Annotated in this window: 26 protein-coding genes and 1 pseudogene; 18 read left to right on the forward strand and 9 right to left on the reverse strand. The window is 37.1% G+C overall.

Features of this window, described 5'->3' with window-relative positions; genetic code table 11:
- Nucleotides 1-90: 90 nt before the first annotated feature.
- The 3 genes from QZ138_RS08290 to QZ138_RS08300 all read left to right on the forward strand — a co-directional run bounded on the left by QZ138_RS08290 (nt 91) and on the right by QZ138_RS08300 (nt 2,927).
- The gene (locus QZ138_RS08290) at nt 91-465 is read left to right on the forward strand and encodes a hypothetical protein (protein ID WP_292888543.1); all 375 of its coding nucleotides are present in this window, start codon (nt 91-93) and stop codon (nt 463-465) included.
- Between the two features lie 93 nt (nt 466-558).
- On the forward strand, nt 559-912 hold the full coding sequence (locus QZ138_RS08295; protein WP_292888545.1) for an Ig-like domain repeat protein: 354 nt from the start codon (nt 559-561) through the stop codon (nt 910-912).
- Between the two features lie 197 nt (nt 913-1,109).
- Nucleotides 1,110-2,927 (forward strand): hypothetical protein, encoded by a 1,818-nt coding sequence (locus QZ138_RS08300; RefSeq protein WP_292888546.1) that lies wholly within the window; start codon nt 1,110-1,112, stop codon nt 2,925-2,927.
- On the opposite strand, the gene QZ138_RS08305 is transcribed toward QZ138_RS08300, so the two are convergent.
- Nucleotides 2,902-3,576, reverse strand: a complete 675-nt coding sequence (locus tag QZ138_RS08305) for a hypothetical protein (RefSeq protein WP_292888548.1) — start codon at nt 3,574-3,576, stop codon at nt 2,902-2,904. The genes QZ138_RS08300 and QZ138_RS08305 overlap by 26 nt on opposite strands.
- Before the next feature lie 101 nt (nt 3,577-3,677).
- Here QZ138_RS08305 and argB point away from each other — a divergent pair, with 101 nt between their 5' ends.
- Nucleotides 3,678-4,541 (forward strand): acetylglutamate kinase, encoded by an 864-nt coding sequence (gene argB, locus QZ138_RS08310; protein WP_292888550.1) that lies wholly within the window; start codon nt 3,678-3,680, stop codon nt 4,539-4,541.
- Nucleotides 4,542-4,576: 35 nt separating this feature from the next.
- Here argB and QZ138_RS08315 read toward each other — a convergent pair whose 3' ends face one another.
- Nucleotides 4,577-6,046, reverse strand: coding sequence for a class I adenylate-forming enzyme family protein (locus QZ138_RS08315; RefSeq protein ID WP_292888552.1), 1,470 nt, complete (start codon nt 6,044-6,046; stop codon nt 4,577-4,579).
- Nucleotides 6,046-7,035, reverse strand: coding sequence for a homoisocitrate dehydrogenase (aksF, locus tag QZ138_RS08320; protein ID WP_292888554.1), 990 nt, complete (start codon nt 7,033-7,035; stop codon nt 6,046-6,048). The genes QZ138_RS08315 and aksF overlap by 1 nt, the downstream gene beginning before the upstream one ends.
- Before the next feature lie 170 nt (nt 7,036-7,205).
- Here aksF and QZ138_RS08325 point away from each other — a divergent pair, with 170 nt between their 5' ends.
- Nucleotides 7,206-7,670, forward strand: coding sequence for a HEAT repeat domain-containing protein (locus QZ138_RS08325; protein ID WP_292888556.1), 465 nt, complete (start codon nt 7,206-7,208; stop codon nt 7,668-7,670).
- Nucleotides 7,671-7,732: 62 nt separating this feature from the next.
- Here the strand turns inward: QZ138_RS08325 and QZ138_RS08330 are convergent, their stop codons facing one another.
- Genes QZ138_RS08330 through QZ138_RS08350 form a run of 5 tightly spaced genes read right to left on the reverse strand, consistent with a single transcriptional unit; the run spans nt 7,733 to nt 12,071 of the window.
- Nucleotides 7,733-8,326: a hypothetical protein gene (locus QZ138_RS08330; RefSeq protein WP_292888558.1), complete on the reverse strand. Its 594-nt coding sequence runs from the start codon at nt 8,324-8,326 to the stop codon at nt 7,733-7,735.
- A 20-nt stretch (nt 8,327-8,346) separates the two neighbouring features.
- Entirely contained in the window at nt 8,347-9,003 is a 657-nt protein-coding gene (locus QZ138_RS08335) for a hypothetical protein (RefSeq protein WP_292888560.1), read from the reverse strand.
- The gene (locus QZ138_RS08340) at nt 8,993-10,975 is read right to left on the reverse strand and encodes a phage holin family protein (RefSeq protein ID WP_292888562.1); all 1,983 of its coding nucleotides are present in this window, start codon (nt 10,973-10,975) and stop codon (nt 8,993-8,995) included. The genes QZ138_RS08335 and QZ138_RS08340 overlap by 11 nt, the downstream gene beginning before the upstream one ends.
- A gap of 7 nt (nt 10,976-10,982) precedes the next feature.
- On the reverse strand, nt 10,983-11,510 hold the full coding sequence (locus tag QZ138_RS08345; protein ID WP_292888564.1) for a TIGR00730 family Rossman fold protein: 528 nt from the start codon (nt 11,508-11,510) through the stop codon (nt 10,983-10,985).
- Nucleotides 11,511-11,519: 9 nt separating this feature from the next.
- Nucleotides 11,520-12,071 carry a DUF2115 domain-containing protein gene (locus QZ138_RS08350; protein ID WP_292600406.1) on the reverse strand — a complete coding sequence of 184 codons (552 nt, stop codon included), beginning with the start codon at nt 12,069-12,071 and terminating at the stop codon, nt 11,520-11,522.
- Nucleotides 12,072-12,148: 77 nt separating this feature from the next.
- Between QZ138_RS08350 and QZ138_RS08355 the strand changes: the two genes are divergently transcribed.
- From QZ138_RS08355 to QZ138_RS08405, 11 genes are all read left to right on the forward strand, one after another.
- Nucleotides 12,149-12,793: a hypothetical protein gene (locus QZ138_RS08355; protein ID WP_292600404.1), complete on the forward strand. Its 645-nt coding sequence runs from the start codon at nt 12,149-12,151 to the stop codon at nt 12,791-12,793.
- Between the two features lie 56 nt (nt 12,794-12,849).
- Nucleotides 12,850-13,317, forward strand: coding sequence for a hypothetical protein (locus QZ138_RS08360; protein WP_292888565.1), 468 nt, complete (start codon nt 12,850-12,852; stop codon nt 13,315-13,317).
- Nucleotides 13,318-13,433: 116 nt separating this feature from the next.
- A complete protein-coding gene (nikR, locus tag QZ138_RS08365) occupies nt 13,434-13,883 on the forward strand; it encodes a nickel-responsive transcriptional regulator NikR (protein WP_292600400.1) in 450 nt (149 codons plus the stop codon).
- Between the two features lie 27 nt (nt 13,884-13,910).
- Nucleotides 13,911-14,678, forward strand: a complete 768-nt coding sequence (locus QZ138_RS08370; protein ID WP_292888566.1) for a methyltransferase domain-containing protein — start codon at nt 13,911-13,913, stop codon at nt 14,676-14,678.
- A gap of 8 nt (nt 14,679-14,686) precedes the next feature.
- Entirely contained in the window at nt 14,687-15,169 is a 483-nt protein-coding gene (gene hycI / locus QZ138_RS08375) for a hydrogenase maturation peptidase HycI (RefSeq protein WP_292888567.1), read from the forward strand.
- Nucleotides 15,166-16,260 (forward strand): acetyl-CoA carboxylase biotin carboxylase subunit family protein, encoded by a 1,095-nt coding sequence (locus QZ138_RS08380; protein ID WP_292888568.1) that lies wholly within the window; start codon nt 15,166-15,168, stop codon nt 16,258-16,260. The genes hycI and QZ138_RS08380 overlap by 4 nt, the downstream gene beginning before the upstream one ends.
- Before the next feature lie 81 nt (nt 16,261-16,341).
- Complete coding sequence (locus QZ138_RS08385) at nt 16,342-17,412, forward strand: glycosyltransferase family 4 protein (protein ID WP_292888570.1); 1,071 nt, start codon at nt 16,342-16,344, stop codon at nt 17,410-17,412.
- 18 nt (nt 17,413-17,430) lie between these two features.
- A complete protein-coding gene (locus QZ138_RS08390; protein ID WP_292600391.1) occupies nt 17,431-19,176 on the forward strand; it encodes a Mur ligase family protein in 1,746 nt (581 codons plus the stop codon).
- A gap of 82 nt (nt 19,177-19,258) precedes the next feature.
- Nucleotides 19,259-19,705 carry a hypothetical protein gene (locus QZ138_RS08395; RefSeq protein ID WP_292888572.1) on the forward strand — a complete coding sequence of 149 codons (447 nt, stop codon included), beginning with the start codon at nt 19,259-19,261 and terminating at the stop codon, nt 19,703-19,705.
- A 44-nt stretch (nt 19,706-19,749) separates the two neighbouring features.
- Nucleotides 19,750-20,967, forward strand: coding sequence for a hypothetical protein (locus QZ138_RS08400; protein ID WP_292888575.1), 1,218 nt, complete (start codon nt 19,750-19,752; stop codon nt 20,965-20,967).
- 5 nt (nt 20,968-20,972) lie between these two features.
- On the forward strand, nt 20,973-21,404 hold the full coding sequence (locus tag QZ138_RS08405) for a DUF356 domain-containing protein (RefSeq protein WP_292888573.1): 432 nt from the start codon (nt 20,973-20,975) through the stop codon (nt 21,402-21,404).
- Here QZ138_RS08405 and QZ138_RS08410 read toward each other — a convergent pair whose 3' ends face one another.
- The gene (locus QZ138_RS08410) at nt 21,405-21,905 is read right to left on the reverse strand and encodes a multiprotein bridging factor aMBF1 (RefSeq protein ID WP_292888574.1); all 501 of its coding nucleotides are present in this window, start codon (nt 21,903-21,905) and stop codon (nt 21,405-21,407) included.
- Between the two features lie 180 nt (nt 21,906-22,085).
- On the opposite strand from QZ138_RS08410, the pseudogene QZ138_RS08415 reads away from it, so the two are divergent.
- Nucleotides 22,086-22,931: pseudogene (locus QZ138_RS08415) on the forward strand (AAA family ATPase); the annotation flags it as partial.
- 29 nt (nt 22,932-22,960) lie between these two features.
- Nucleotides 22,961-23,455, forward strand: a complete 495-nt coding sequence (locus QZ138_RS08420; protein WP_292888576.1) for a RagB/SusD family nutrient uptake outer membrane protein — start codon at nt 22,961-22,963, stop codon at nt 23,453-23,455.
- Nucleotides 23,456-23,643 lie beyond the last annotated feature (188 nt).

The following is a 23,643-nucleotide window of genomic DNA, read 5'->3' on the forward strand; positions in this document are numbered from 1 at the left end:
CTGGTTCAACGGGGATAGCCTGAAAAAATACTTAAATTAACCATTATTAAGTGAAAAAAATTCAGGAATCCCCATCCTCTATAGGATGGGGTGGTTCAAGGAAAAACAGCTAAACTCATTGTCAATCTAACCAGTAACGGCAAACCTGTAAATGGAGGTAATGTATCAACAGTTGTTAAAAATGTTACCTATAATGTCAGTGTAGTAAATGGAGTTGCGATACTACAAATCCCTAACTTAAATGTGGGAATCTATGAGCTATGGTTATCATATGTCTCTAATGATTCAAGCTACCGCAATGAAACAGATTATTATGAATTGAGCATAAACAAGCAGAATATTGAAATAACTGCTAATGATGCAGCCTACATCATTAATTATGTCGGTAAATACTCCGTAACTCTTAAAGATTCAGATGGTAATGCTGTCGTTGGTGAAAAGGTAAGATTCACATTGAATGGTTAAGTTGTTGGATCTGCTTCTACAAATGCTAATGGCGTTGCAGCCATTTCCCTGTCTGCAAGCGCATTGAAATCAGCCAAGGCAGGCAAAAAGGATATGTTCATAACACTAACAAGCGACAAATACAATGCAACTGCCAAAACGGTCAAAATAACAATCAACAAGGAAAAAACAAAAATAGCTGCCAAAAACAAAAAATTCAAAAGGTCCCAAAAGACCAAAAAATACACAATAACCCTTAAAAACAGCAAAGGCAAAGCGGTTAAAAAAGTAAAAGTTACCCTTAAGGTTAAAGGAAAAACCTATACTGCAAAAACAAATGCCAAAGGTAAAGCAACCTTTAAAATTAAAAAACTAACCAAGAAAGGCAAACACACAGCAACCATCAAATTTAAAGGCAACGATTACTACGGCCAAAGCACTAAAAAAGTAAAAATAACAGTTAAGTAGATGATTCAATCATCTACAACTGTTTTAATTTTTTTTCATGAAATTACATGTTCCATCATACTCATTATTTATTTTTTTACACTTGAAAATATTACTTTTCAAATGCTCTCTCACTTTACTTAAATATGATTTGTTTCATAATAAGATATGTCAATATAGTTTCTCAGGGGAAAAATTTTAATTATTAGGTGAATACTATGTCTGAAATTGAGTATAAAATTAGGAAAGATGGAAACCCTATTATGTTTGCTGCCGAATCTGAATCTGAACCATTAGACACAGATATAGTTCTTGATGAGTATCCATATATTCAAGAAGCTATGTATAAGGAAAATTATCGTCTTAAAAACTTATTATGTATGGTTTTTGATGAGATCGTCTTTGAAAACAAGGTTGTAGGATTTGCAACATATGATATAAGAGATAACTTTGAATTTATGATGACAGAATGTTATATTTTGCCTGAATTCAGAGGAAAAAGATTATTTTTCGATGAAATTTGTAAAATGCATTTGATAGCACCTAGATTTGGAATTTTACAGCCTACTCGTAATGTAATTGGATTATTGCTCGATTATGCATTTGCAAAATATGCCACTGAAAACATTGTTGTGAGTGCTATTGACTTGTATTTGGATCCTTTTGATGTTAAATCTGATGATGGTGAGGAATGTTATGGCCTTCATGTTCCCCCTTCCAATTTTTATGATTTTAGCATCTGTTCAACATTATTTATTCATAATGATGAAGTATTTTATCACAGTTTGCTCAACAATGATTGTTTAAGGGGTCTTCAGAGAAAAAAACTTGATGCAGATTATTTTGACAATATCAGGAAAGTATTCTCTAAAAACTGCGTTGAATTCGAAAAGTTAATTGGTGAGTTAAAAAAAGAGTTGCCATCAAACAATCTTGGGTACGATGTCATTGTTGGTTACGGAGAAGGATTGTCTGAATATATGCAGGGAATGGTTGACGAGAATATCCTTTCCTATGAACGTGCCGTTGAAATAAGGGAACAATTAATCAAGGAGTATCAATCCGGTGAAATTGATGATAGCAATATTGAAGAAAGATTCGACATGTTATCTCTTTCTCAAGAAGTGATTATAAATGATTTCAATGAACTCAAGGATTTGGTCAATTCTGGAGAATTATATGATGAATCTGGCATTTCTGAATTTTTGGTTGCCGTTGCCGGGGATGATGACAAATTTGGAAATGAACTTTTAAATGCAGTATCAACAGGTAATGGAGATGAATTTCAGGACTTAATGTTTAATCATTTGGAACTGGATGAGGAGTTTCTTAAAGAGATTTTGGATTTTGATGAGTATGCTATGGATTATGAAAGGTCTGTCATTGAAATTGAAAAAGAACTTCAAAATAAATACCGATTGGATGACGCTAATTATAAGGGAGATTATCCGACAAATTATGATTGGGAGATTTATACAGTTCTTCATGCATTAAATTATGGAGATAATTATTATGATGCATTAACAGGAGTTTATTTTGATTCACCGGTATCTTTAGATGAATTGACTAATCTTTTAATTAAGTCTGAGTTCATAAAAAAAGATGGAATTATTAAAGTTGACTGGGTTAATGATAAGTCTAATTGTCCTGTACCTTATTTAAAAAGAATTCTGAATAATAATGGCCTTGAAACGGAAGGAACCAAAGACAAACTCATTAAAAGGCTTGTGGATAATAATGTCACTCTTGGCGATTCATTCAATATCACTTCCAAAGGCAAAAATCATTTAAAGAAATTTGTCTGGATAGGATATTATGAACACTTCTTATATGAGTTTGATTTCATTGATTTCTGCAGATATCGTGAGAGTCATCAGGGAAACATTAAAGAGATTTCTTTAAGCTATTTGGATGAGCATATAAAATTAGCAAAAGAAAGTTCGGATGAATATTATTTGGAAGAATGTCTTGATGTTAAAGAAGAGATTTTAGAAGAGGCAGATATGTTTCTCAGCGATTTAAATACTCTTGAGTGAGCTTACACTCGCTCATGCATTTTGTGCATCCAAGTCCCACCTTATACTGGCCGATAATGTATTCTCCACAGGCTTCAATATCGATAATGTCTGAACGGTTCAGCCTGTCATTCCATTTTTGGGGGTTTATTGCATCAACAGGACAGGCATCCTGGCAGTTTGTGCAGTCATCGCACTCGGAATCTGTAATTGGTGTGCCAAACTCCAACGGCATGTCTGTTAATATTCCTCCAAGTGCAACCGCTGAGCCATATTCTGGAGTCACGAATAATGCAGATCTTCCAATCCATCCAAGCCCTGCTTTGGTGGCAATTGTCTTGTATGGGAGGATGCTTAGCAATTTTTCCATATCGCATTCATTTCGCTTCATTGTCAGAGCAAATGCATCATATCCAAGGTTTTTTATGTATCTTTCACCCTTGTGGGAGATTTTTGTAAGTTTCCCTATTTCCCTGTGGAATGCCTTCCAATACTTTTCATATTCCTCCTCTTTTACCAGTTGTATGGTCTCTTTTGGAATTTTCAAAACAAGGCTTATTCCATTTGGAAAATCAATGAATTGGCTGGCCAGGCCATTCACATCAGCAAAACCGACTTTGCTGGCACCTGCCTTTATCAAGTATTCTTTAAGTTCATTCATCTCAGACATAATATTTCATATAATTTTCAAAACATTTAAATTATAGTGTAACTAATCTTTAACTTTAAAGTTTATTAATAATTAAATTAAATATTACATGTAGTGATTAGATGAAGGATATAGATGTTTTAATTGAAGCTTTACCATATATCAAAAAGTTTCATGGTGAAAAAATTTTAATTAAGTATGGCGGACATGCGATGGTGGATGATGAGGCAAAGTCATCCACAGCTCGTGATACAGTATTGCTCAAATATGTTGGGATGAAGCCGTTGATTGTACACGGTGGAGGTCCTGAAATCTCAAGGTCAATGGAAAAGTTAGGTAAGGAATCCAAATTCATCAAGGGTTTAAGGGTTACTGATGAGGAGACCATGGAGATTATTGAAATGGTGCTTGTCGGTAAAATTTCAACTGAAATCGTATCAGAACTCATCAAGCATGACGGTCAGGCAATAAGCTTGTCCGGGAAAGATTCAAGTTTGATTTTTGCTCATAAAACAGAAGCCAAAAAGATTGATGAGGAACTTGTTGATTTGGGTCTTGTCGGTGAAGTTGATTGTGTAAACACTGAATTGCTTGACATGTTTATAAGCAATGATTATATTCCTGTAATATCTCCTGTTGGAATTGCAAAAGATGGTACCAGCTTAAACCTTAATGCCGATACTGCTGCAGGTGAAGTTGCAAGTGCAGTCGGTGCTGAAAAGCTAATCATTTTAACCGATGTTCCTGGTGTTTTAAGGGATCCATCCGATCAGACATCATTAATTCAAAAAATCAAAATTTCAGAGGTTCCTGAATTGATTGAAAGCGGAATTATTTCAGGTGGTATGATTCCAAAAATAGAGACCTGCGTACAGGCCATTGAAAATGGGGTCGAATCCTGCCACATTATCGATGGACGTAAAAAACACTCACTGCTTTTAGAGATATTCACTGATGAAGGCATCGGGACCATGATTTATAAATAATCATGGTGTTTTACTTTTTTTTTAAAAAATTATTTTCATTCTTTAAAGAGTTCCCGCAATTCTCTTCTGAGCAGTTTCCAGCCGTTAACCCTTGGAAGCTCATCAAGCGGAAATATTTTTCTTGGAACCTTATATCTTGAGAGGTTTTCACGGGCAAAAGCAATCAATCCATTCTCATCCGCTTCATTTTCCCAGACAACAGCAGCAACAGGTATTTCCCCTCTGTGACAGTCATTTATGCTGAAAATGGCAATCTCTTTGACTTCAGGATATTTAATCAATACTTCTTCTACTTCTGTTGGGTAGATTTTCCATCCGCTCATTACAATCATGTCCTTCTTACGGTCTGTAATGAATAGGCGGTTGTCTTCATCAAGATATCCGATATCACCTGTCAGGAACCATCCGTCATCTAAAAATGATGCCTTTGTTTTTTCCTCGTTTCCCCAGTATCCCTTTGCAACGGCAGGTCCTCTAAGAGCAATTTCGCCCTGCTCATATTGGGGCAGAATCTTTGAGGAATCGTCTTCATCAACGATTTTGACTTCTGAAAAGCAAACCGGATGGCCAACGCTTTCAAACCTGTCGGCTTCACGGTAGTCTTCAGGCCTGATTACTGTGCCGGTTCCAATCACTATTGTTTCGGATAATCCATAAGCGTTTATGATTGGTATTGCATAGGTTTCGTGGAAGTCTTTCCATATCTTTTTGTGCAGCGGTCCCCCTCCTGAAACAATCTCCCTGACGGTTTTAAGCTCTTCACGCCTGTCCATTGTTGTCAGCGAATGTATCACCGGAGGCATTCCAGTCAGAACGGTGACCTTTTCCTTTTGGCATAATTTCAGATATTCGTCAATGTTGAACTGTTCCATTAGAATGTAATATGCGGCAGACCGTAGAGCTGCAATTGACCATGAAAGGCCAACATGTGCCATCGGATAGATTCCCAAATAAACGTCATCCTGCTTTAATGTCAATACGTCACATTCATTGTGAATTGCAGTGAAATAATTTCCATGTGTTAGCATGGCTCCTTTTGGCTTGCCTGTTGTTCCTGAAGTATATTGAAGCTGGCACAAATCATCCCAGTCGGTATTTTCCGCTTCTAAAACTTCACAGTCTTTAAGACTTGAAACATTTTCAGGAATATAGGTTTCAATGTCAATCAGGTCTTTTGCATCTTCATCGGTAATCATCAGCTTTGCCTTTGAGTCGCTCACGATGTATTCCAGCTCATTGGCGGTAAAGATTCTGTTTCCGGGAATTGCTATTGCTCCGATTCTCCAGATTGCAAAAAGTGAAAATAGATATTCCTCAGAATTATTCAAGTAAATTAACACTCTGTCTCCTTTGTTAATGCCTAAATCTTTTAGTTCACGTCCGATTTCAGAAATTATTGATAGGATTTCGCCTGAATTGTATTTATTTCCTGTTGTCGGATTGTAGAGGACATTCTTGTCCAGCCTTTTTGAATTTGCATCTAAAAAAGTAGTAATGTTTAACATTAAATTAACTCCCTTACAATGGCTTTGGTAACATCCATGGTTGTTGCATCCCCTCCCAAATCAGGAGTCCTGATTTTGCAGTCTGCCATTACCTTCTCGACTGCCTGTTTGATGTCATTTGATGTTTCCCACTCGCCCAGATAATCAAGCATCATGGAAGCTGATAGTATCATTGAACATGGATTTGCAATGTATTTTCCTGCAATGTCGGGAGCGGATCCGTGCACAGGTTCAAATAATCCGTTATGATCTCCGATGTTTCCGGATGGTGCAAGGCCGAGTCCTCCTACCAAACCTGCACTTTCATCGGACAGGATATCTCCAAAAAGGTTGCTTGAAACAATAACGTCAAAATTCTGTGGCTGTGTGACCAGATACATTGCCATTGCATCAACGTAATAATCTTCAGTCTTTATTTGCGGATAGTCATTAGCTACCTTATAGAATGACTCTTTGAAAACTCCGTCGGTCTTTTTCAATACATTGCTTTTGTGAACGCATGTTACCTTGCTTTCTTCCCTTTTGATGCAGAGATTGAATGCAGCTTTTGAAATTCTTTCGGATGCGCTTCTGGTAATGTGCCTTTCTGCAATCATCTTTTCTTCATCGCCATATTCAACCTGTGAATAAAGCCCTTCGGTGTTTTCCCTAACTATTACAAAATCAATATCGTCACGAATGCAGTTTACTCCCCTGTATGATCTTATCGGGCGGATATTTGCGTATACATTCAATGCCTTTCTCAAATTGATGATTGGGCTAGGCTGGCCAGGTGTTGAGGTTGATGCTCCGAACAGCACTGCATCACTTTTGTTGGCTATCTTGACTGTTTCTTCAGGCAATGTGGTTCCATTTTTATTAAAACAGTCAAAACCTGCTTCACCATAATCAAAACTAAATTCTATGTCTAGCTTATCGAGCAAATACTCGCAGGAGTCCATTACTTCCTGACCTATTCCGTCTCCACTAATTATTGCGATATTATACATTGTTTCACTTAATACAATTTTGTTCGTATATTAATAATATTGGTGTCATATTATATAATTTTAATTTTGTTCGTATGTTATCGAAATACTTTTATACTACTCTATATATAAATGATATTAATTACATAGTAATAGTAGTTAAACGCCTTTAATTTGAAAGAGGGATTAAAATGGAAAGAAGTATCGATGAATTGATTGAATTATTAAACGATAAAGATGACTTCGTTGTTGAAGATGCTGTTGGAGAATTAGAATTAAGAGCTGATGAAGCAGTTGACCCTTTAATTGAAGCATTATCTAGTAGAAAAAAACAAATAAGGTTAAATGCAGCTACTTTGTTGGGAGCAATTAATGACCCTAAAGCAATTCCTGCATTAATCGACACTTTAAAAGACAACAACAAATTGGTCAGAAGGGAAGCATCAACTGCACTTTCACGTATGGGCGAACCTGCTGTTGATCCATTAATCGAAACATTAAGCGATGAGGACTGGAAAGTAAGGGGAGCCGCTGCATGGGCCCTTGGAAATATTGGTGATGAAAAGGCAATTCCTGAACTTGAAAAATTGCTTGATGATGAAAGCGGCTTTGTAAAACAAGGTGCACAAAGCGCTATAAACTCAATTAAGAAATAATATTATTTCTTTACTTTTTTTCTTTTTGCATACATTTTTTTTTAAATATTGCAAGATTTAGACTATGTGAACGGCTTAAACTCTACTTTTAAATTTGAATCTATTTCAATAACCTTTTCGGACAGGTAATCCTTTAATTTCAAAATGTTTTCCCTTGAATCGGAAAATAAGAAGATCTTTTCAGGATGAATTTTCACATTTTCAATTTGGGTCCCTTCCCTTGGACGAAAATCAGGTTTGTATCCCTTGCAGTATCCAAATTCCCCTTTTGTTTTTTTCAATTCATCTATTCTTTTGTAGGTTCCTTCACTGATACGGTCGATATCGTTGAACTTGATTATCAGCATGCCTACAAAATCAATGGCTACAATCATTTTTCCGCTCTCTTCATCTCTAAGGGTATAATCTGAATCCAGTTCGTTTAGCTCTTCAATTATCTTGTTTATTTTTTCATCCAAAAGGGATTCGCTTTCACCTTCCAATCGGAAAAATGTAATGTCGTGGGTGATGTCTTCTGAACTGACTGGCTGTGTGTCAAAAAATATATGTGAATAGGATTTCTTAATTGCATTGGTGTATTTGGATATGATTTCATCAAATTCGTCAATTTTTTCAGTATCCATTATTGCAATTGCGTAATTTTTTTTGATAGGCATAATATATTGTATATTTTTCATTAAATTAAAGTTTTTCTGACTATTGTTCTGTCAATCATTTCAATCAAAATTTTGTTGATCGGATTCATAAGTGATAATGGATGTTCTTTCGGATACCTGTCAGTGAATGGAAGCACTCTGAAGCTGGACATGCACTGGTCTGTTGACCTTAGTGCAAAATAAGCCTTGTAATCTCCGTCGATGATGTTGATGATCAGTCCGACATCCTCCATTCTCTCATGGCCAGCAATGCCTTCCTCTGCATAAACCCTGAACTTTTTAATGTCATCAGCGGTAATCAGGGCATATTCCATCATATATTCGTATTCGTCTTCATCAAGGTCATAATCATCATATTCTATAATTTCAGAACATTTGTCGTCTTGAATAAGTAGATTGGTGGCGCAGTATCCGAGGGATATGTAAATGCCTTCATGGTCCAGTGCCTTGGAGATTATGTCGAAGTAAAGGTTGTCCAGTTTCATGGACTTGTGCATGTCTCCGAAAATTTCAGGCACCATATGTGTAATTCCACCTTCTTCAATAACTGTACAGTAAAAGTGTTCTTCACCAAGATATCCTGCAGTTGAGGCCTTTTCGATAGTTTCTTTAATGTCTATGTTGTTTGCATCCTCTATTCTTTCGGCTATTCTCAAAACTTCTCCATCACTTATCATTATCTGCACCTTCTTTCAGATTTTTCAGACTTGTTTTCAGTATTTTATAGATATTTTCAGCGCCAATGATTTCCTCCATGCCGATATCCCAATCTGAAGGATATAGGATAAACGGTTCTGATTGGCTTCCTCCGGCACCGCCATGGCTTCCCACCAGCTCTTCAAAAGCGCATACTTCATCTTTTTCAGCATCATAAAAGCTGTTGACAAGAATGTCCGGTGTGTATTTGAAGGACACGTTTCTTTTGATGTGTCCTGCGATGTTTTTACCAAATCCTTCAAGCGGATTTTCACCTTCAATCCTGTCAGTATCCAGGTAATAAGTTCCATTTTTTCCAATAGCCAGATTCCCATGTTCTGAGGATTTAACAACAATGAAACCGATGTATTCATTGTTGATTATTCCGGGAATCAGATTGGGAAGAAATGCATTGATCTCTTCATAGGTTAGCCTATAGTTCCATTGGGTCAAATAAATCATTGCAAGGTTGCCTGATGCCAGCACAATAACTTCAGAATCTCCCATATCTTTCATTTCCTTTTCATCAATCAAATCATCATTGTTTTTGGTTAATGGAATGAAGGATTCCGCGTAGTGGTCTTCATTGGATGACATTTTGGCAAACATCTTCATGTCTTTTGGAAGTAGGGATTTGACAAAATCCTCAAAGGACTCGCCGTATCTCTGCTTGAATGTGGCTCCGTTTGTCTGGCCATGGTCTGATTGGATGACGAACTGATAATCTCGGGGTGTGTATTTTGTTGCAGTGACTAAACGCCTGATCTGTTTGTCCATTCCCTTAAGCGCAAACCATGAATCCTCGTCACGGACTCCTGAATGATGAGCTATCTCATCATAGCCCAAATATGTTGAGTATGCTACATCAATATCTCCAACTAACATGTCTCCAACCAATGTTGAGGTGTTTATTTCTCTCAAAAACACATTGGTTACGGCCCTTACTATAATATAAGCTATTCCACGTTTAATTCTAGGCCGGATATTTAAAACCCTATGTTTTATCTGGGAGATTATCTCAAGAATCATTTCTGCTATGAACAATAAGACGATACGCGCAAAATTACTTGGATTTGAAAAAACTGAAAACCATGCTCTGTTGTATAATTTTCTGAGGTTTAAAATTTTACTGAATGTGAAGATGACATTGTCCGTATCTCCTGAAAATAAATTGGACCTGCTTGCGCCATTATCTACAAGCAATCCGTTCCCATCAGAGATTCTTTCCTCCAATGTCTTGACTTTGCTCACACCTGAACACTGCATCATCTGGTTGTTGTTTTGCTTTTCAATCCATCTGAATGCGGTGATGTCGGCATTGTTTCCGTGCAGTATTCCTGCCTGGCTTGCGCCGGTTTGTGAAGACAGGTCGGTTTCCCATTTTCGAAGCGTATGTGTTCCGTCGTCAATCATTGATTTGATTTTAGGCATCAATCCTTTGTCAATGGCTTCCTTTAACACGTCATATGACAGCCCGTCGATTTCAATAATGATCAATCCGGGATAATTTTTGACTTCTCCCTTTCGTTTCCTTTTAGCGTCCCTATAAACGGACCTGTAATATGAGGAGTCCTCTTCTATAGTAAGCACTGAAGACATTATTGTTGTGACGATTGCCATTGCAAGGGGTGCAAGAATTATTGCCATTCCCTTGATTTCTATATCGAATAGCGGAGCAAATAATCCGAGCAGCAATCCATTCAAAATCAGCGACCCGACACCAAAGGTTAAAACTAAAAATGGCATGAATATTTTGGTCAGCAATGGCCATAAGACTGCATTGACTATACTTATAAAAATAACCAATAATGCGATATCGTCAAACTCCCCTACAGTAACGCCCAATCCGAAAAAACTGATTATGTATATTCCCAACACGTTTCCAATGAATATCAGAATGCTTCTCTTTAATGTAATTCTTGGAGGTGTCGCGAACTTTTTGACATGTTCCATACAATCACTATCTTAAATATTTGAAGATTTCATCGATATCTTCTGCTGTTTTAAAAATTTCTTCCTGTTTATACAAAAAACCCTTCTCACCCATCTCATCAATCATGTCGAGCATGGTGTCATAGAAATGGTTGATGTTAAACACAATGATTTCCTTGTCATGCCACTTTAGCTTTTTCAGTGTGATGATTTCAAAAAATTCGTCCAGAGTCCCTATTCCTCCGGGTGAAATAATGAATGCATCTGAATTGTTTAAAAACTCATTTTTTCTCTCATCCATTGAATCAACATAAATGAATTTGGAGCATTCCGGGCATAACGGTTCAAATTCACTAATCCATTCCGGTGCAATGCCAATTGATTTTCCTCCATTGTCATGAACTCCCTTTGCACAGAAACCCATCATTCCGGTATCTCCACCACCGAAAACAAGGGTATGGCCTTCATCAGCCATTCTGCAACCTAATTTATAAGCTTCGTCAGTGTAAATTTTGTCTATTTTTCTGCTTCCGGATCCGTAAAGACATATGTTCATATCATCACCTCATATATCTGGGGTTTGCTCGGCAAGACATAAGTGGCAAATCGCATTGGGATTGTCCTTTTGGTTATCTTTCACCGGACAGAAATATTCTCCGTCAATTTCTTCAACAGATAGGTTCCCTGGAAATTCGCTTCCAACAGGGTGAATAGGTTCCTCTAAAATAAATGTTGTGTAAAGAGCGGTAATGACATAAATCAGTGGAAACTTATCATCTTTTGCATTGGACATTCTTTCTGTTTCAAATGTTCTTTTAAGTAACGGAAAGGATTCGTTCAATGCGGTTTTGTCAATTGCCTCATCGGCATAATCCTCTTTTTCCTTAACTTCATTCATGCGTATGATGAAATACTTTATATAGATTTCCAGGTATTTTTCACGATATTGCTCTTGAATGTATTCTCCGTCTTTTCTTATATAAGCTGTGGCCAGCATTAAATCCTGGACGGATATGATGCGTGCGTATTTTTTTAGAATTTCCATTATCTGTGATCTTCTGATTTCTGAATTTTCGGATAATTTTTCAAGTTCAACCAGTATGTCTTCCGGCATCATGATTTTATTTATAAAATTTATAATTAATAAAAACTATTAATTACTTTGACATAACTATTATGTAATGGGGTAAGAATATGACTGAAGATTTCATGGAGATTTCAAAAGAGGACATTGAAAATGTCGAAAATGCTTTAAAGACAAATAGTGATTATAAGTTAAAAAATTCCAGATTTGATGTAAAATCCTTTGAAAAAGGAAAGGACATTATAATAATTCAATATGTTGCAAATATTGAAAATGAACTTGTTTTCAGCACATATGAGGAAAACGGCAAATATTACATAACAAATACTTTTGAACTGTTCATTGACAATATCATAAATGGCAATGTTTCACGAGATGTTTTCCAGTCTGTAAGCAGCTATTTTTATGATGTAATAGACAATCCCGAAAAGGATTTCAGTGATGAAAAGGATGAACTAATCAGCTTTTTACTTCTTACTGAGGATTATGATGAATCCCAGCTTCAAAAAGATTTGGATCCGGAAAAAATACGCAATGACTATAATAATGACAAGGATAGGATTTACTCCGACGAGTCCATGAACAGGGTTGAAAAGAGTTTGGCCCTGAAAGAGCTTGTTCACATGTCCATATGTCAGGTTGTCAATGACATAGAGCTGTTTTTCACAAGACCTGCTAACTTGACTCCTGAAGAGGTTGCTGAGAAAAACAAGCAGGAAGCAAAAGCCCTTGAAAATGAAATGCAATTGTCCTAAATGTTTAAGTATTATTATAATTATAATTATTAATATCAATTTTACTCGCTGATTATATGATTAACATTACCCGTAATGAAGAAGTTGTTCTAAACCAAATCAAAATATATGATATCGAATATCCTGAAGGTGTTCCAGTCAGCATACTGCGAAAGGAGCTTGGATTTCATGAATATGATTTGGTTCACATTTTAGAGGAGCTTCAGAATAAGGATTTGGTTGTTTTTAAGGATAACAAGGTAAACTTATCTGAAAGCGAAAAGGAAATCAACACTGTCAATTCCAAAAAGGACCTGGAAGAGCTGGAATTGGACCAAAAGGAAAAGGATTCCTATAAGCTTATTCAGGAGTTGGTTGACGATAAGAATCTTGTTTCTAAATATACCTTAGAGGGTCATTTGTTGTATGGGGATTTGGAACTTAGCAATTTCAGGATGTATCATATAATATTGTCTCTTCAAAACAAAGGCCTTTTAAAATCAATTAATAAAGACGACGGGGAGTATTATCTCCTTGTTGGATAATATTTTTTACATTTTTCTTAATATCAAAGTAATATTATTTTCTAATTTAATCATAATATTTATATAACTTAAAAATTATATATTGATATAATTATTGAAATTACGATGTGTTTTTTATGATGAGAATAAGTATGTCACTACCTAAAAAATTACTAGCAGATTTTGACGAAGTATTAAAGGAAAGAGGATACCAGTCTCGTTCAAAAGGAATTCGTGATGCACTTCAAGATTACATTGTCAGATATCAATGGATGAATTCCATGGAAGGGCAAAGAATAGGTATAATAACAATCATATATGATCATCACTACACAGGAGTCATGGAAAACCTTGCAGAAATACAGCACAGCTTCAGAAACGAAATCAATACAAGCATGCACATCCACATGACCGATAAATACTGTATGGAAATTGTTGTAGTGAATGGGGATATTGCTGAAATTCGTGATTTGACCGAAAGGATAATGAGGCTTAAAGGTGTTGAACACGTAAAACTTACAAGTACAGCAAACGGAGAAGATTTCCAGGAACCTGGTCACTCACATGACCATCCGCACACCCACTAACTTCTCTTTTTTTATTATTTTTTTTGCATGAAATTCAAAACCACTCCTTATCATCATGACCTGTTGAAGGATACGGATAGGTTGGCCGTTTTTTATGAAGCTATTGAGCAGTATGATTCAAACACCGATTTGGCATATGATTTGGGCTGTGGGAGTGGCGTTTTATCATATTTTTTAAGTTCAATGTTTGAGGAAGTAATCTCCATAGAAGCGGATTTCAAGGCATTCAAATGTGCAGAGGAAAATCTGGCCAGTTTTGACAACGTTAAAGTAATCAACGGCGATGTTTTGGAGCATGAATTCACAAGAACGGCCGATTTGATTGTCTGTGAGATGCTTGATACCGCACTGATTGATGAGGAGGAGATTCCGGTCCTTAATTATGCAAGGAGATTCCTGAAGGATGGCGGAAGGATAATCCCCCAGGGAATTATCAACACGGTCGAACTGGTTAATATGCAAAGGCACCATATTCACTGGGACGAAGAGGCTGAATATGATGTGCTTTCTGATGAAGTGGCATATTCCCAATTCAACTTTTCAGATGACATTGATCCGGAATTCAGTTCCAATTTCACCTTAAAAGCCAATAAGGACGCCTTGCTCAACGGGTTGAAAATCACAACCTACACAATACTTGACGATGATATAATTGCAGGGCCTCTGCCAATGTTAAATCCTCCATTGATGATACCTCTCGATGAAAAGAGGGTAAGGGTAAATGACTTTATACATGTAGAGATAAAGTATAGTATGGGAAAAGGGATTGAGAGTATAAAAACTCGATATCTGTAGGTGAAAATGTGGGCTTTGAATCTCAATTAAGCGATTTTTTGACAGATTGTGAAAAATTGATAGTGCTTGGAGTAGGCAATGAGCTTAAAAGTGATGATGGAGTAGGTCCATTTATCATAAAGAAGCTTAAGGGTGAAAACATTGAAAACGAAAACCTTTTATTCATTGATGCCGGAACCGTGCCTGAAAACTTCACCGGCAAAATCAGAAAGGAAAACCCCACCCACCTTATAATTGTGGATGCCTGCCTGATGGACTCCAATCCTGGCCATATGCAAGTGGTGGATAAAAAAGAATTTGTAAACATTGGCCTTTCAACTCATTCGATGTCTTTGTCTTTCTTTGTAAAATACCTTGAAAAGGACACGGAAATCAGAATAATATTTGTCGGCATCGAACCTGAAACCATGGATTGGGGAGCAAATCCAACAAAGGAAGTTGAAAAGTCTGCTAATGAATTTATAGAAAAGCTAAAAGGGATTATATTATGAAGCTATTGTTTATCGGTTCAAGATTATATGATGATTTAGATTGGTATGTAAGATCTAAAGGAATAGAAAGCATTTTAACAGAATCCAATGAGAATGCAATCAACCTTGATTTGCCTGACCAGGTATTCATCGTTCCGCGTGGAATGGATGGGCCTAAACAGGTTGCACTGATGCAAAAGGTTGATGCTGTTGTTCCGTTGATTGGAATTGACCCTCCGCTGATTGATGTCGCCCACATGAAGGAGGAGCTCGAAGCGGAATATGAAATCCCAGTAGTTGCCGCAGGCGTTAGGGCAGTCGAGTTAACTTCCGATAAGATTAAGACTAAGGAATTTTACAATGAAATAGGTGTTGCAACACCAAATTATCAGATATTGAATGGTCCTGAAGAGTTGACCATCGATTTTCCCGTTGTACTAAAGCAAGGTCAGGGACAAGGCGGAAAGGACATCAAGGTTGCCAGGTCAATCAAGGATGTCGAGGAATATTTCAGGGAATTTGACCAGGCATTATGTGAGGAGTTCATTGAAGGTGCGGAGATATCCATTGAAGTCTTAGGTTTCAATGGGGAATATGTGGCGCTTCCACCAATATATAAGGGAGAAACCACTCTTGAAGGAACCCATCCGCTGAATAAAACAAAAACCGGCCCATGCATGGTTGAAGGACTGGACAACAACCTGGTTCAGCACACTGCCTATAATGTGGCAAGGAATCTGGATTCTGATGGGATATTTGAAATGGATTTCATGTATTCCAGAAAAAATGACCAGCTATATGCAATTGAAGTAAATACAAGGCCTAACGGCACCAGGTATCTCACCACCGCAACATGTGGAGTAAACTCATTATGTGAATTGGTCAATATGGCCATCGGGGAGTTCAGCCTATCCAATGTTTCAGACAAACTTCAATATTTCTATTCAACAGAAATTCCAATAGGTAATTATCACGGTCCTGCACCAAACGAGCCCGTCAAATCTTTTGAAGCCAATGATTTTGTAGTTCATGGGCCTGAAGGTTATCAGAGGGTTACTGCAAGGGCAAACTCCAAACAGGAACTTGAAAATCTTGTTGAAAAATTAATCTGAAAGTCTGTGTTATAAGTTATAATTAAATACTATTATCAATAAATATATTAAAGTAATAAAAATATGATATAGTGTGGTATAATGAATAATATAGATATGTTAATTCTTTTTTTAATAACATTATGTGCTACAATATTCTTCACATGGTATATTAAAAGAATATTATTGAAAGCAAGGATTGCTGACAATCCTATAGTTAGTGAACATAGACATAAAAGCGGCACTCCTACAATGGGAGGAATAGCATTTTTATTTACTCTTTCCTTTGTTATTTCACTATATTATCAGAACATTCCAATATTGATTGTATCATTCATTATGCTTGCCGGAGGAATTGTAGGATTGGTTGACGATTTGATTGGTCTTAAGGTCAAGGAAATTCAAAAAATTGTTGTAAATACTTCAGATGAGGTCATCACTTTAGGAAGATTGGACGTTGAGCCGGGAGAGGAAGTTCGTGTTGCAACTCCAAAGGCAAAGGCCGAAGTGGATGACCTGCTTAAAGACGGCAAAGTTGAGGTAATCGGCGAGGTTCCAATCAAGACAGAGCCTGAAGAGCTTGAAAAAATCATTTGTCAAATTGTTTTAGGAATGTTTTTGGCATTCACCGGTGCCGTTACTACATTGGGAGGATTTACATTAGGAATATTTGCCATTCCTGTTGTTGTAATTGCAATTCTCGGATGTATAAATTCAGTAAATCTTATTGACGGTATGGACGGTCTTGCAGCGGGAATTGTTGGAATCGCATCAATTTCATGTTGTATTTATGGTTATCTGTTTGGACCTGCAACTATCATTCCGCCATTTTTGATTTTGGCAGGAATATGTTTAGGATTTTTGGTATTCAACAAGTATCCTGCATCAATATTCATGGGAGATACAGGATCATTTGTATTGGGTACAGGTTATGCGGCTGCCGTTTTGGTATGTGACATTCCATACTTCGGAGTTCTTGCATTGGGAGTACCGATTGTTTCAGTTATTGTTAGCCTATTGCACAGGGCACATATTATCAAATTGCCGGTAGAGCCTTTGCACCATACATTAAACCATTATGGGATGTCTGAAGTAAAGATTATCTTAACATACTGGGGAGCTACAGCATTATTGTGTATTGTAGGTTTACTGGCTAAGATGTACTTATTCTAATTTATTTCGGTGATTTTTATGGATATTCAAGATTTGGCTGACTCTATAAATGGAAAGCTTATAGGAAATGATGATTTTTTCTCAATTGACGGATTTACTGGAAAATTCACTTTTTTGCATGAGGCCCACACAGGAGACATTGTCATTAGGGAATGGGTTGATCCTGTGGGTGTTGAAATGGCATTCAATCAAAACATTGCATGCCTGATAACTCCCGAACCTAGAGACGGAGCCATTGAGACTGCAAACAGATTAAACTTTCCAATGATTATTATAGATGACATTGATGCCGCAAGTGATTTCGCATTAAGGATTTCAAAGCCTGAAAAGTTGGAAAACATCTGTGATCTGGTTAGTGCCGTTGAAGGAAGAATTGTCGGCAATGATGAATTTTTCTCAATCGATGGATTTAGCGGAAGATTCACATTTTTAAATGATGCCCATACCGGAGATATTGTCATAAGGCATTGGATTAACGCAACAGGCATTGAAATGGCATTCAATAAAAACATTGCATGCCTAATTACACAAAATCCAAAGGATGGGGCCATTGAAGCTGCAAACAGATTGGGATTTCCGTTGATTATCACAGATAAGATCGAACTTGCAAATGCATTTGCGCTTTCACATACCATACAGAATGATTCTCCACTTTCCAAGAATGTTGTGATTACAGGAACAAACGGAAAGTCAACAACATCACACTTGATTTATCACATTTTGAATAATGCAGGTTTTCATGTATTGACAAATACGGACAGCGAATCCGAATTCAATACCTTAATCGACCCTATGGTTTCCAAATTGATTTCAGATGAAGTGAGGAAAAACAGTCACATTGATTATTTGGTTATTGAGGTATCGGAAGTTCAGGGATGGCTGGGAAAACTGATGGAAAACCATGCTGCACTGATGAGCAGGGCGGTTAATCCGACAGTTGGTGTAATAACAAATATTGCTATGGACCATATCGGTCTTGTAAACTCAATTGATGACGTTTATAATGAGATTAAGGCAGTTCCTGAAGCTATTGGAAAAGGAATCACTGTTTTGAATTATGATGATGAGAGAGTAAGGTCATTGGAGGCTGAACATCCGTTTTTCACCTCAATGTCTGAGCTTGATAAGGATAACGCTGTGTACTTTGACGGCGATGCAATAATCTATAATGGAGAGCCTATTTTAACAATTGATGAGTTGCCGTTTAAAGGCAATCATTTTATCCAAAACATTTTATCCGCTATTGCGGCATGCATCTCTTTGAGAATAGGCATTGATAAAATAGTAGAAGGCGTTAAGACATATAAGGCGTTGAACAGACGATTTGCTAAGTTGAATGACAAACCTCTGATATATGATGATTTTGCACATAATCCAGATGGAATAAAGGCTACAATTTCAGAAACCCTCAAGCTGCTTCCTGAAAATCGGAAGTTGCATGTTGCCTGTGCAATAAGAGGTTCCAGAGGAGTTGAAATCAACCAGTTGAATGTTGATGCATTGGTCGAATCCATGAATGATAATATAGAATTGTATTTGTCTTCAAGCAATGATGTTGTAAATGAATTGAACTTTGTCGAAGATGATGAAAGAGAGGTATTTTTCAATACTCTAAACGAAAACAACATAAAATATACTCATTTTGATAATTTGAAGGACTGTCTTAGTGAAGTCTATAAAAAAGCTGATGAAGATGATATAATTTTGTTGATTGGTGCTCAGGGAATGGATCCTGCCGAGTCACTTTTATCAGACATAATATAAATTTAAATATTATATTGATTTAATATAATAAATGTATAAATTCATTCTTTTTAAAAGAATATGAGACTATGAGGATATGAACATGTTTATAAAGATTAGGAGAGACACATTAATAATTTTATTATTAGCGTTTATTTTAATTCTTTGCGGTCGTTTAATCACATATGTTGCATTTGCTTCATCTACTGATATTGATGACGGTATTCCTATTTCTGGAGTCATTGTTAAAGGCAATGATATTGTTCCCGCAGACACTGTTAGATATAACGTTATGCAGGCAGGTTTCAGGGATGGAAGTGTCATCTATGATGATATTTTAAAAACTTCCAAAAGAGAAGTTTCGCTGCAGGATGCGATACAGACGGCTCAAGAGTTTGCAACACGGTCGACAGTACCAGGTACATCTGTTGAACCAATTACTGCTGCGGATGTGCAGGTTGATAAAAATACCGGTGTTGTTACAGTAACCGTAATAGAAGACTTTTCATCTGTTGAATTAAAGAATCAGACGGGTGGGGTGACTGGATGAAGATAACCAAATTCCACATGTCTATTGTTTTTTTAATCGTATTTTTGATGACAATGAGTAGCGTTGCAGCTACTTGTAACATTATTGTTATTACAGACCCTTCCGGTAAGGACCCTAATGGGGCAGCAGCTGGGAGTATGTCTTTTGCAGAAAACATGTTCCAGTCTACATTTTTAATGTCTAAAAATAATCATTTTGCAGTGCTCTCTGGGGGTACTGGTAGTTCTGATACAAGGTTGGATTCCGTTATTGATGCGGTAGCTAATTTGGAAAATAATGCTTCTGCAGCTTCTGCGGCATCCCTCGCTTCTCAATTTAATGGAGCTCGTCTGGTAGTTGGCGGTCCAAGTATTGGTGCAGCTATTGGAGGTTCTTTTAATGCTTATGTAATCACTGTTGATGATGCAAGCCATGATATTAAGGTAACTCCGTATACCAGTGGTGTGGCTACATTGCAGCCTGGTCAAAAAGGAGCTATTATTCACTTAAGGAACACTGAAGGAAATCCGTTATACGGTACTGCTGATACTGTCAGAAAAGAAACAGCAATGAATATCGGAAAGATGATCAGGGACGGTTACCCTGCAACCACAATTCTTTCAGAGGCAATGGGTGAAGTGGCCAAGGACTCCGGTGAAAGATACGGTGGTGGTGGAGTAAATTTAATTTCTGGAATTTCAACAGACGACATGTTTACTCCTGTTGACATGAATCAGACAGGTTATCCGATGGATGATGAATACTCAAAACTCTGTGATGATTGCGGATGGGGTATGGGTTATCCTAAAGCCGAATCATACGACAAATGTCCTGTTTGTGGAGCAAATCTCAGAGTTGTTCATGCATATGAGGCATTGGGTTCTGCATTAACCATAAGTCCGAATGCGGTCAGCGTTGCAGTTTATGGAAGTGACAAACCTGGCTTGGCGGAAACCACATCCGAAATTGTTGAGGCATCCGTTGCAAAATACGGATATGATGCATCAGCTATTGCAGGTTCAGTAAACAGAGCAATTAAAAATGGGCTTATCATGGGTGTTGACCATGTGGAACCTAAAGACATTAACGTCAAGCAAGGTTCCAAAGCGGTAGGTGTCTATTTCAATGCACTTCCGGGAGACAGGTCTTCTCCTGCATGGGACTTGCCTATTGACGGTAACATTCTGAACATATTGGGCAGTATTCAAACTGCTGTAGGAATCATTTTAATACTTTTAGTCGTATTCAGATCAAGATTATTAAAATCCTTCCAGAATAGGTGATTATCATGGCGTTGATATTAGTTAGAGGAGAAAACAATTCCAAATTGCTTAGTGCAATTGCAGATATGGAGCGTCATGGTAACTTGAACCTGACTACAAAACCTAAGGTTGTCGATGCAAAGTTTGCAGATTCATTGGTTGAAGGAATCCTGAATTCCGAACTTAAAACCAAATCCAATGTTGCCATTGCATTCTTTGTAAAGGAGGACACTACCTTAAGCATTATGCAGGTTAAAAAGATTCATCCTCCGGCTCACGTTGTAGTTGTTAGTGATGAATATGGTGCCTATTCCAAATTGGAATATGTTTTAAACAGTGCTGAAGAGTTCAGCCAGTATCATTCCACTAAAGCCATCAATGATGGGATGATTGATTATAAAATAAATAAAAAGGAAAGGCATATCAGAAATGATAAGCTGAATAGCTATGTAAAATAGCTATTTTCTTTTAATTTTCATGATGTTGCCTAATGTTCTTTCTCCAGATGAATTATTGATGAATTGATTTAAGTCAATGTTGTCTACTTTTTCAAGCAGGGTTATGTCCAGTGTCCTTTCTAGTTTTTTTGTAAGTTTGGTGTCTGGAGTCATTTTGCCGGTTTCAATTCTTGTTATTACTGAAACCCTTTCGTTTATCTTTTTACCTAAATCTTCACGGGACCAGTTTTTTGCTTCCCTGGCTTTTCTGACTTCAAAGCTGAAGTCTTCAATTAGTTCTTCTGAAGGTTCATCGTTTCTGGAGTAAGGTTTGTTCCTTGTGGTTGCAGGCCTTTTGTTATTATTCTTTTTATTTTGCTTAACGAATTTTGGTTTAGGCGGTGCTTTTTGAACTTTTCCAAGTTTTGAGCACTCTTTACATACAACCATTACTGATCCTTCAATCTTTGCTCTTATTGGATTGTTTTCTGGCACTGGTTTGCCACAAATTTCACATTCCATAGTAATCAGTTCCTCAATTTTTTCTAAATTAATATATATTATTAATGTTATATAATAATTGTTAGTACAAATTAAAATGAATACCTTTAAATACTTTAAAGTTACTAATTGTTATTAAAGTAACATGTTGTTAAAATTTTAAACTAACTGGAGATGATTCACATGGATGATTTTAATGATTTGGAAAATTCTTCAAAAGAGCAGTTAATCCAAAAGGTAGATTATCTACAAGAGGAAATTGATATTTTAAGAGAAGAAAAATCCAAAGCTAAAAGTAACTTAATGTGGAAAGTTAGGAAATTAGAAAAGGATAAAGTCTTAATAGAAAATGAAAAGATTAGACTTGAAAGAGAAGTTAAATCTCTTAGATCAGAAGTAGACAGATTCAGATCCCCTCCATTAGTGCTTGCTACTATTACAGAAGTATTAGATGATCATAGAATGACAGTTAAAAGCAGCACTGGACCTAGTTTTCTTGTTAATTACTCAAAATTCTTAGATGAAAAATTATTGGTGCCTGGTTCAAGGGTGGCTTTAAATCAACAGACATTCGGTATAGTTGAAGTATTGCCGTCCGAGAAGGATGCAAATGTTTCCGGAATGGAAATTGAAACCAAGCCTGACATCACATATGATAAAATCGGTGGTTTGGAAGATCAAATCATTGAAGTTAAGGAAACAGTCGAACTTCCTTTAACCGAACCTGAATTGTTTGAAAGGGTAGGAATAGAACCTCCTAAAGGAATATTATTATACGGACCTCCTGGAACCGGTAAAACCCTGCTTGCAAAGGCGGTTGCTAATGAAACCAATGCAACATTCATTAAGATTGTAGCTTCCGAATTTGTTAAAAAGTACATAGGTGAAGGTGCAAGGCTTGTTCGTGAAGTGTTCGAACTCGCCAAAGAAAAGGCTCCTGCCATCATATTCATTGATGAGTTGGATGCTGTTGCTGCAAAAAGGCTCAAAAGTTCCACCAGTGGGGACAGGGAAGTTCAAAGAACATTGATGCAGCTGTTAGCGGAACATACAACGACGCTACACTGCAGAGTCGTCTGAACTTCACTCCTTCTGTAAAGAAGTGGGATGATCCGCAGACTCCACAGTCAAACATGAACACTTCAGAAGACTATCGTGACATCGTAGTTCTCCACGCTTCAGACCTTTATCTCGTTGCTGCAGAGGCTTACATGCTCATGGGTCAGAATGACAAGTGTATTGCTAAGATTAACGATGTTCGTAATCGTGCACACGCTGCTCCTATCACAACTCTCGCTGCTTACGACCCAGGTTACACACACGGAACTCTCCAGATGGTTGACCTAGTACTCGACGAGCGCGCTCGTGAGCTCTACGCAGAGGGTCAGCGCTTCATGGACCTCCGCCGTACACATCAGTTGGTTAAGTACAACGTTGCTTACAACAACTACATTACTTCTGTAGCTGAAATGAGCAATGGTGCAGGTGAGATTAAGTGGTACCGCCCAATTCCTACAACAGAGTTGAGCTCTAACACTTCTCCTGACATGAAGCAGAATCCTGGTTATTAATAATTTAAAAGTATAGAACAATGAAAAAGTATTTATATATAGCAATTGCATTGTTTGCATGCACACTGGGATTTACCGCTTGCGGTAACGACAGCGATGACTCTGGCTATCCTATTGTACCTGACAAGGGTGCTGCTGTTGCTGGTAACTACAATGGAAAATGGACCATTAAAGATTTGGATGGAAAT

Origin of the sequence: Methanobrevibacter sp. UBA212, assembly GCF_905233225.1 — an archaeon.
Taxonomy (GTDB): Archaea; Methanobacteriota; Methanobacteria; order Methanobacteriales; family Methanobacteriaceae; genus Methanocatella.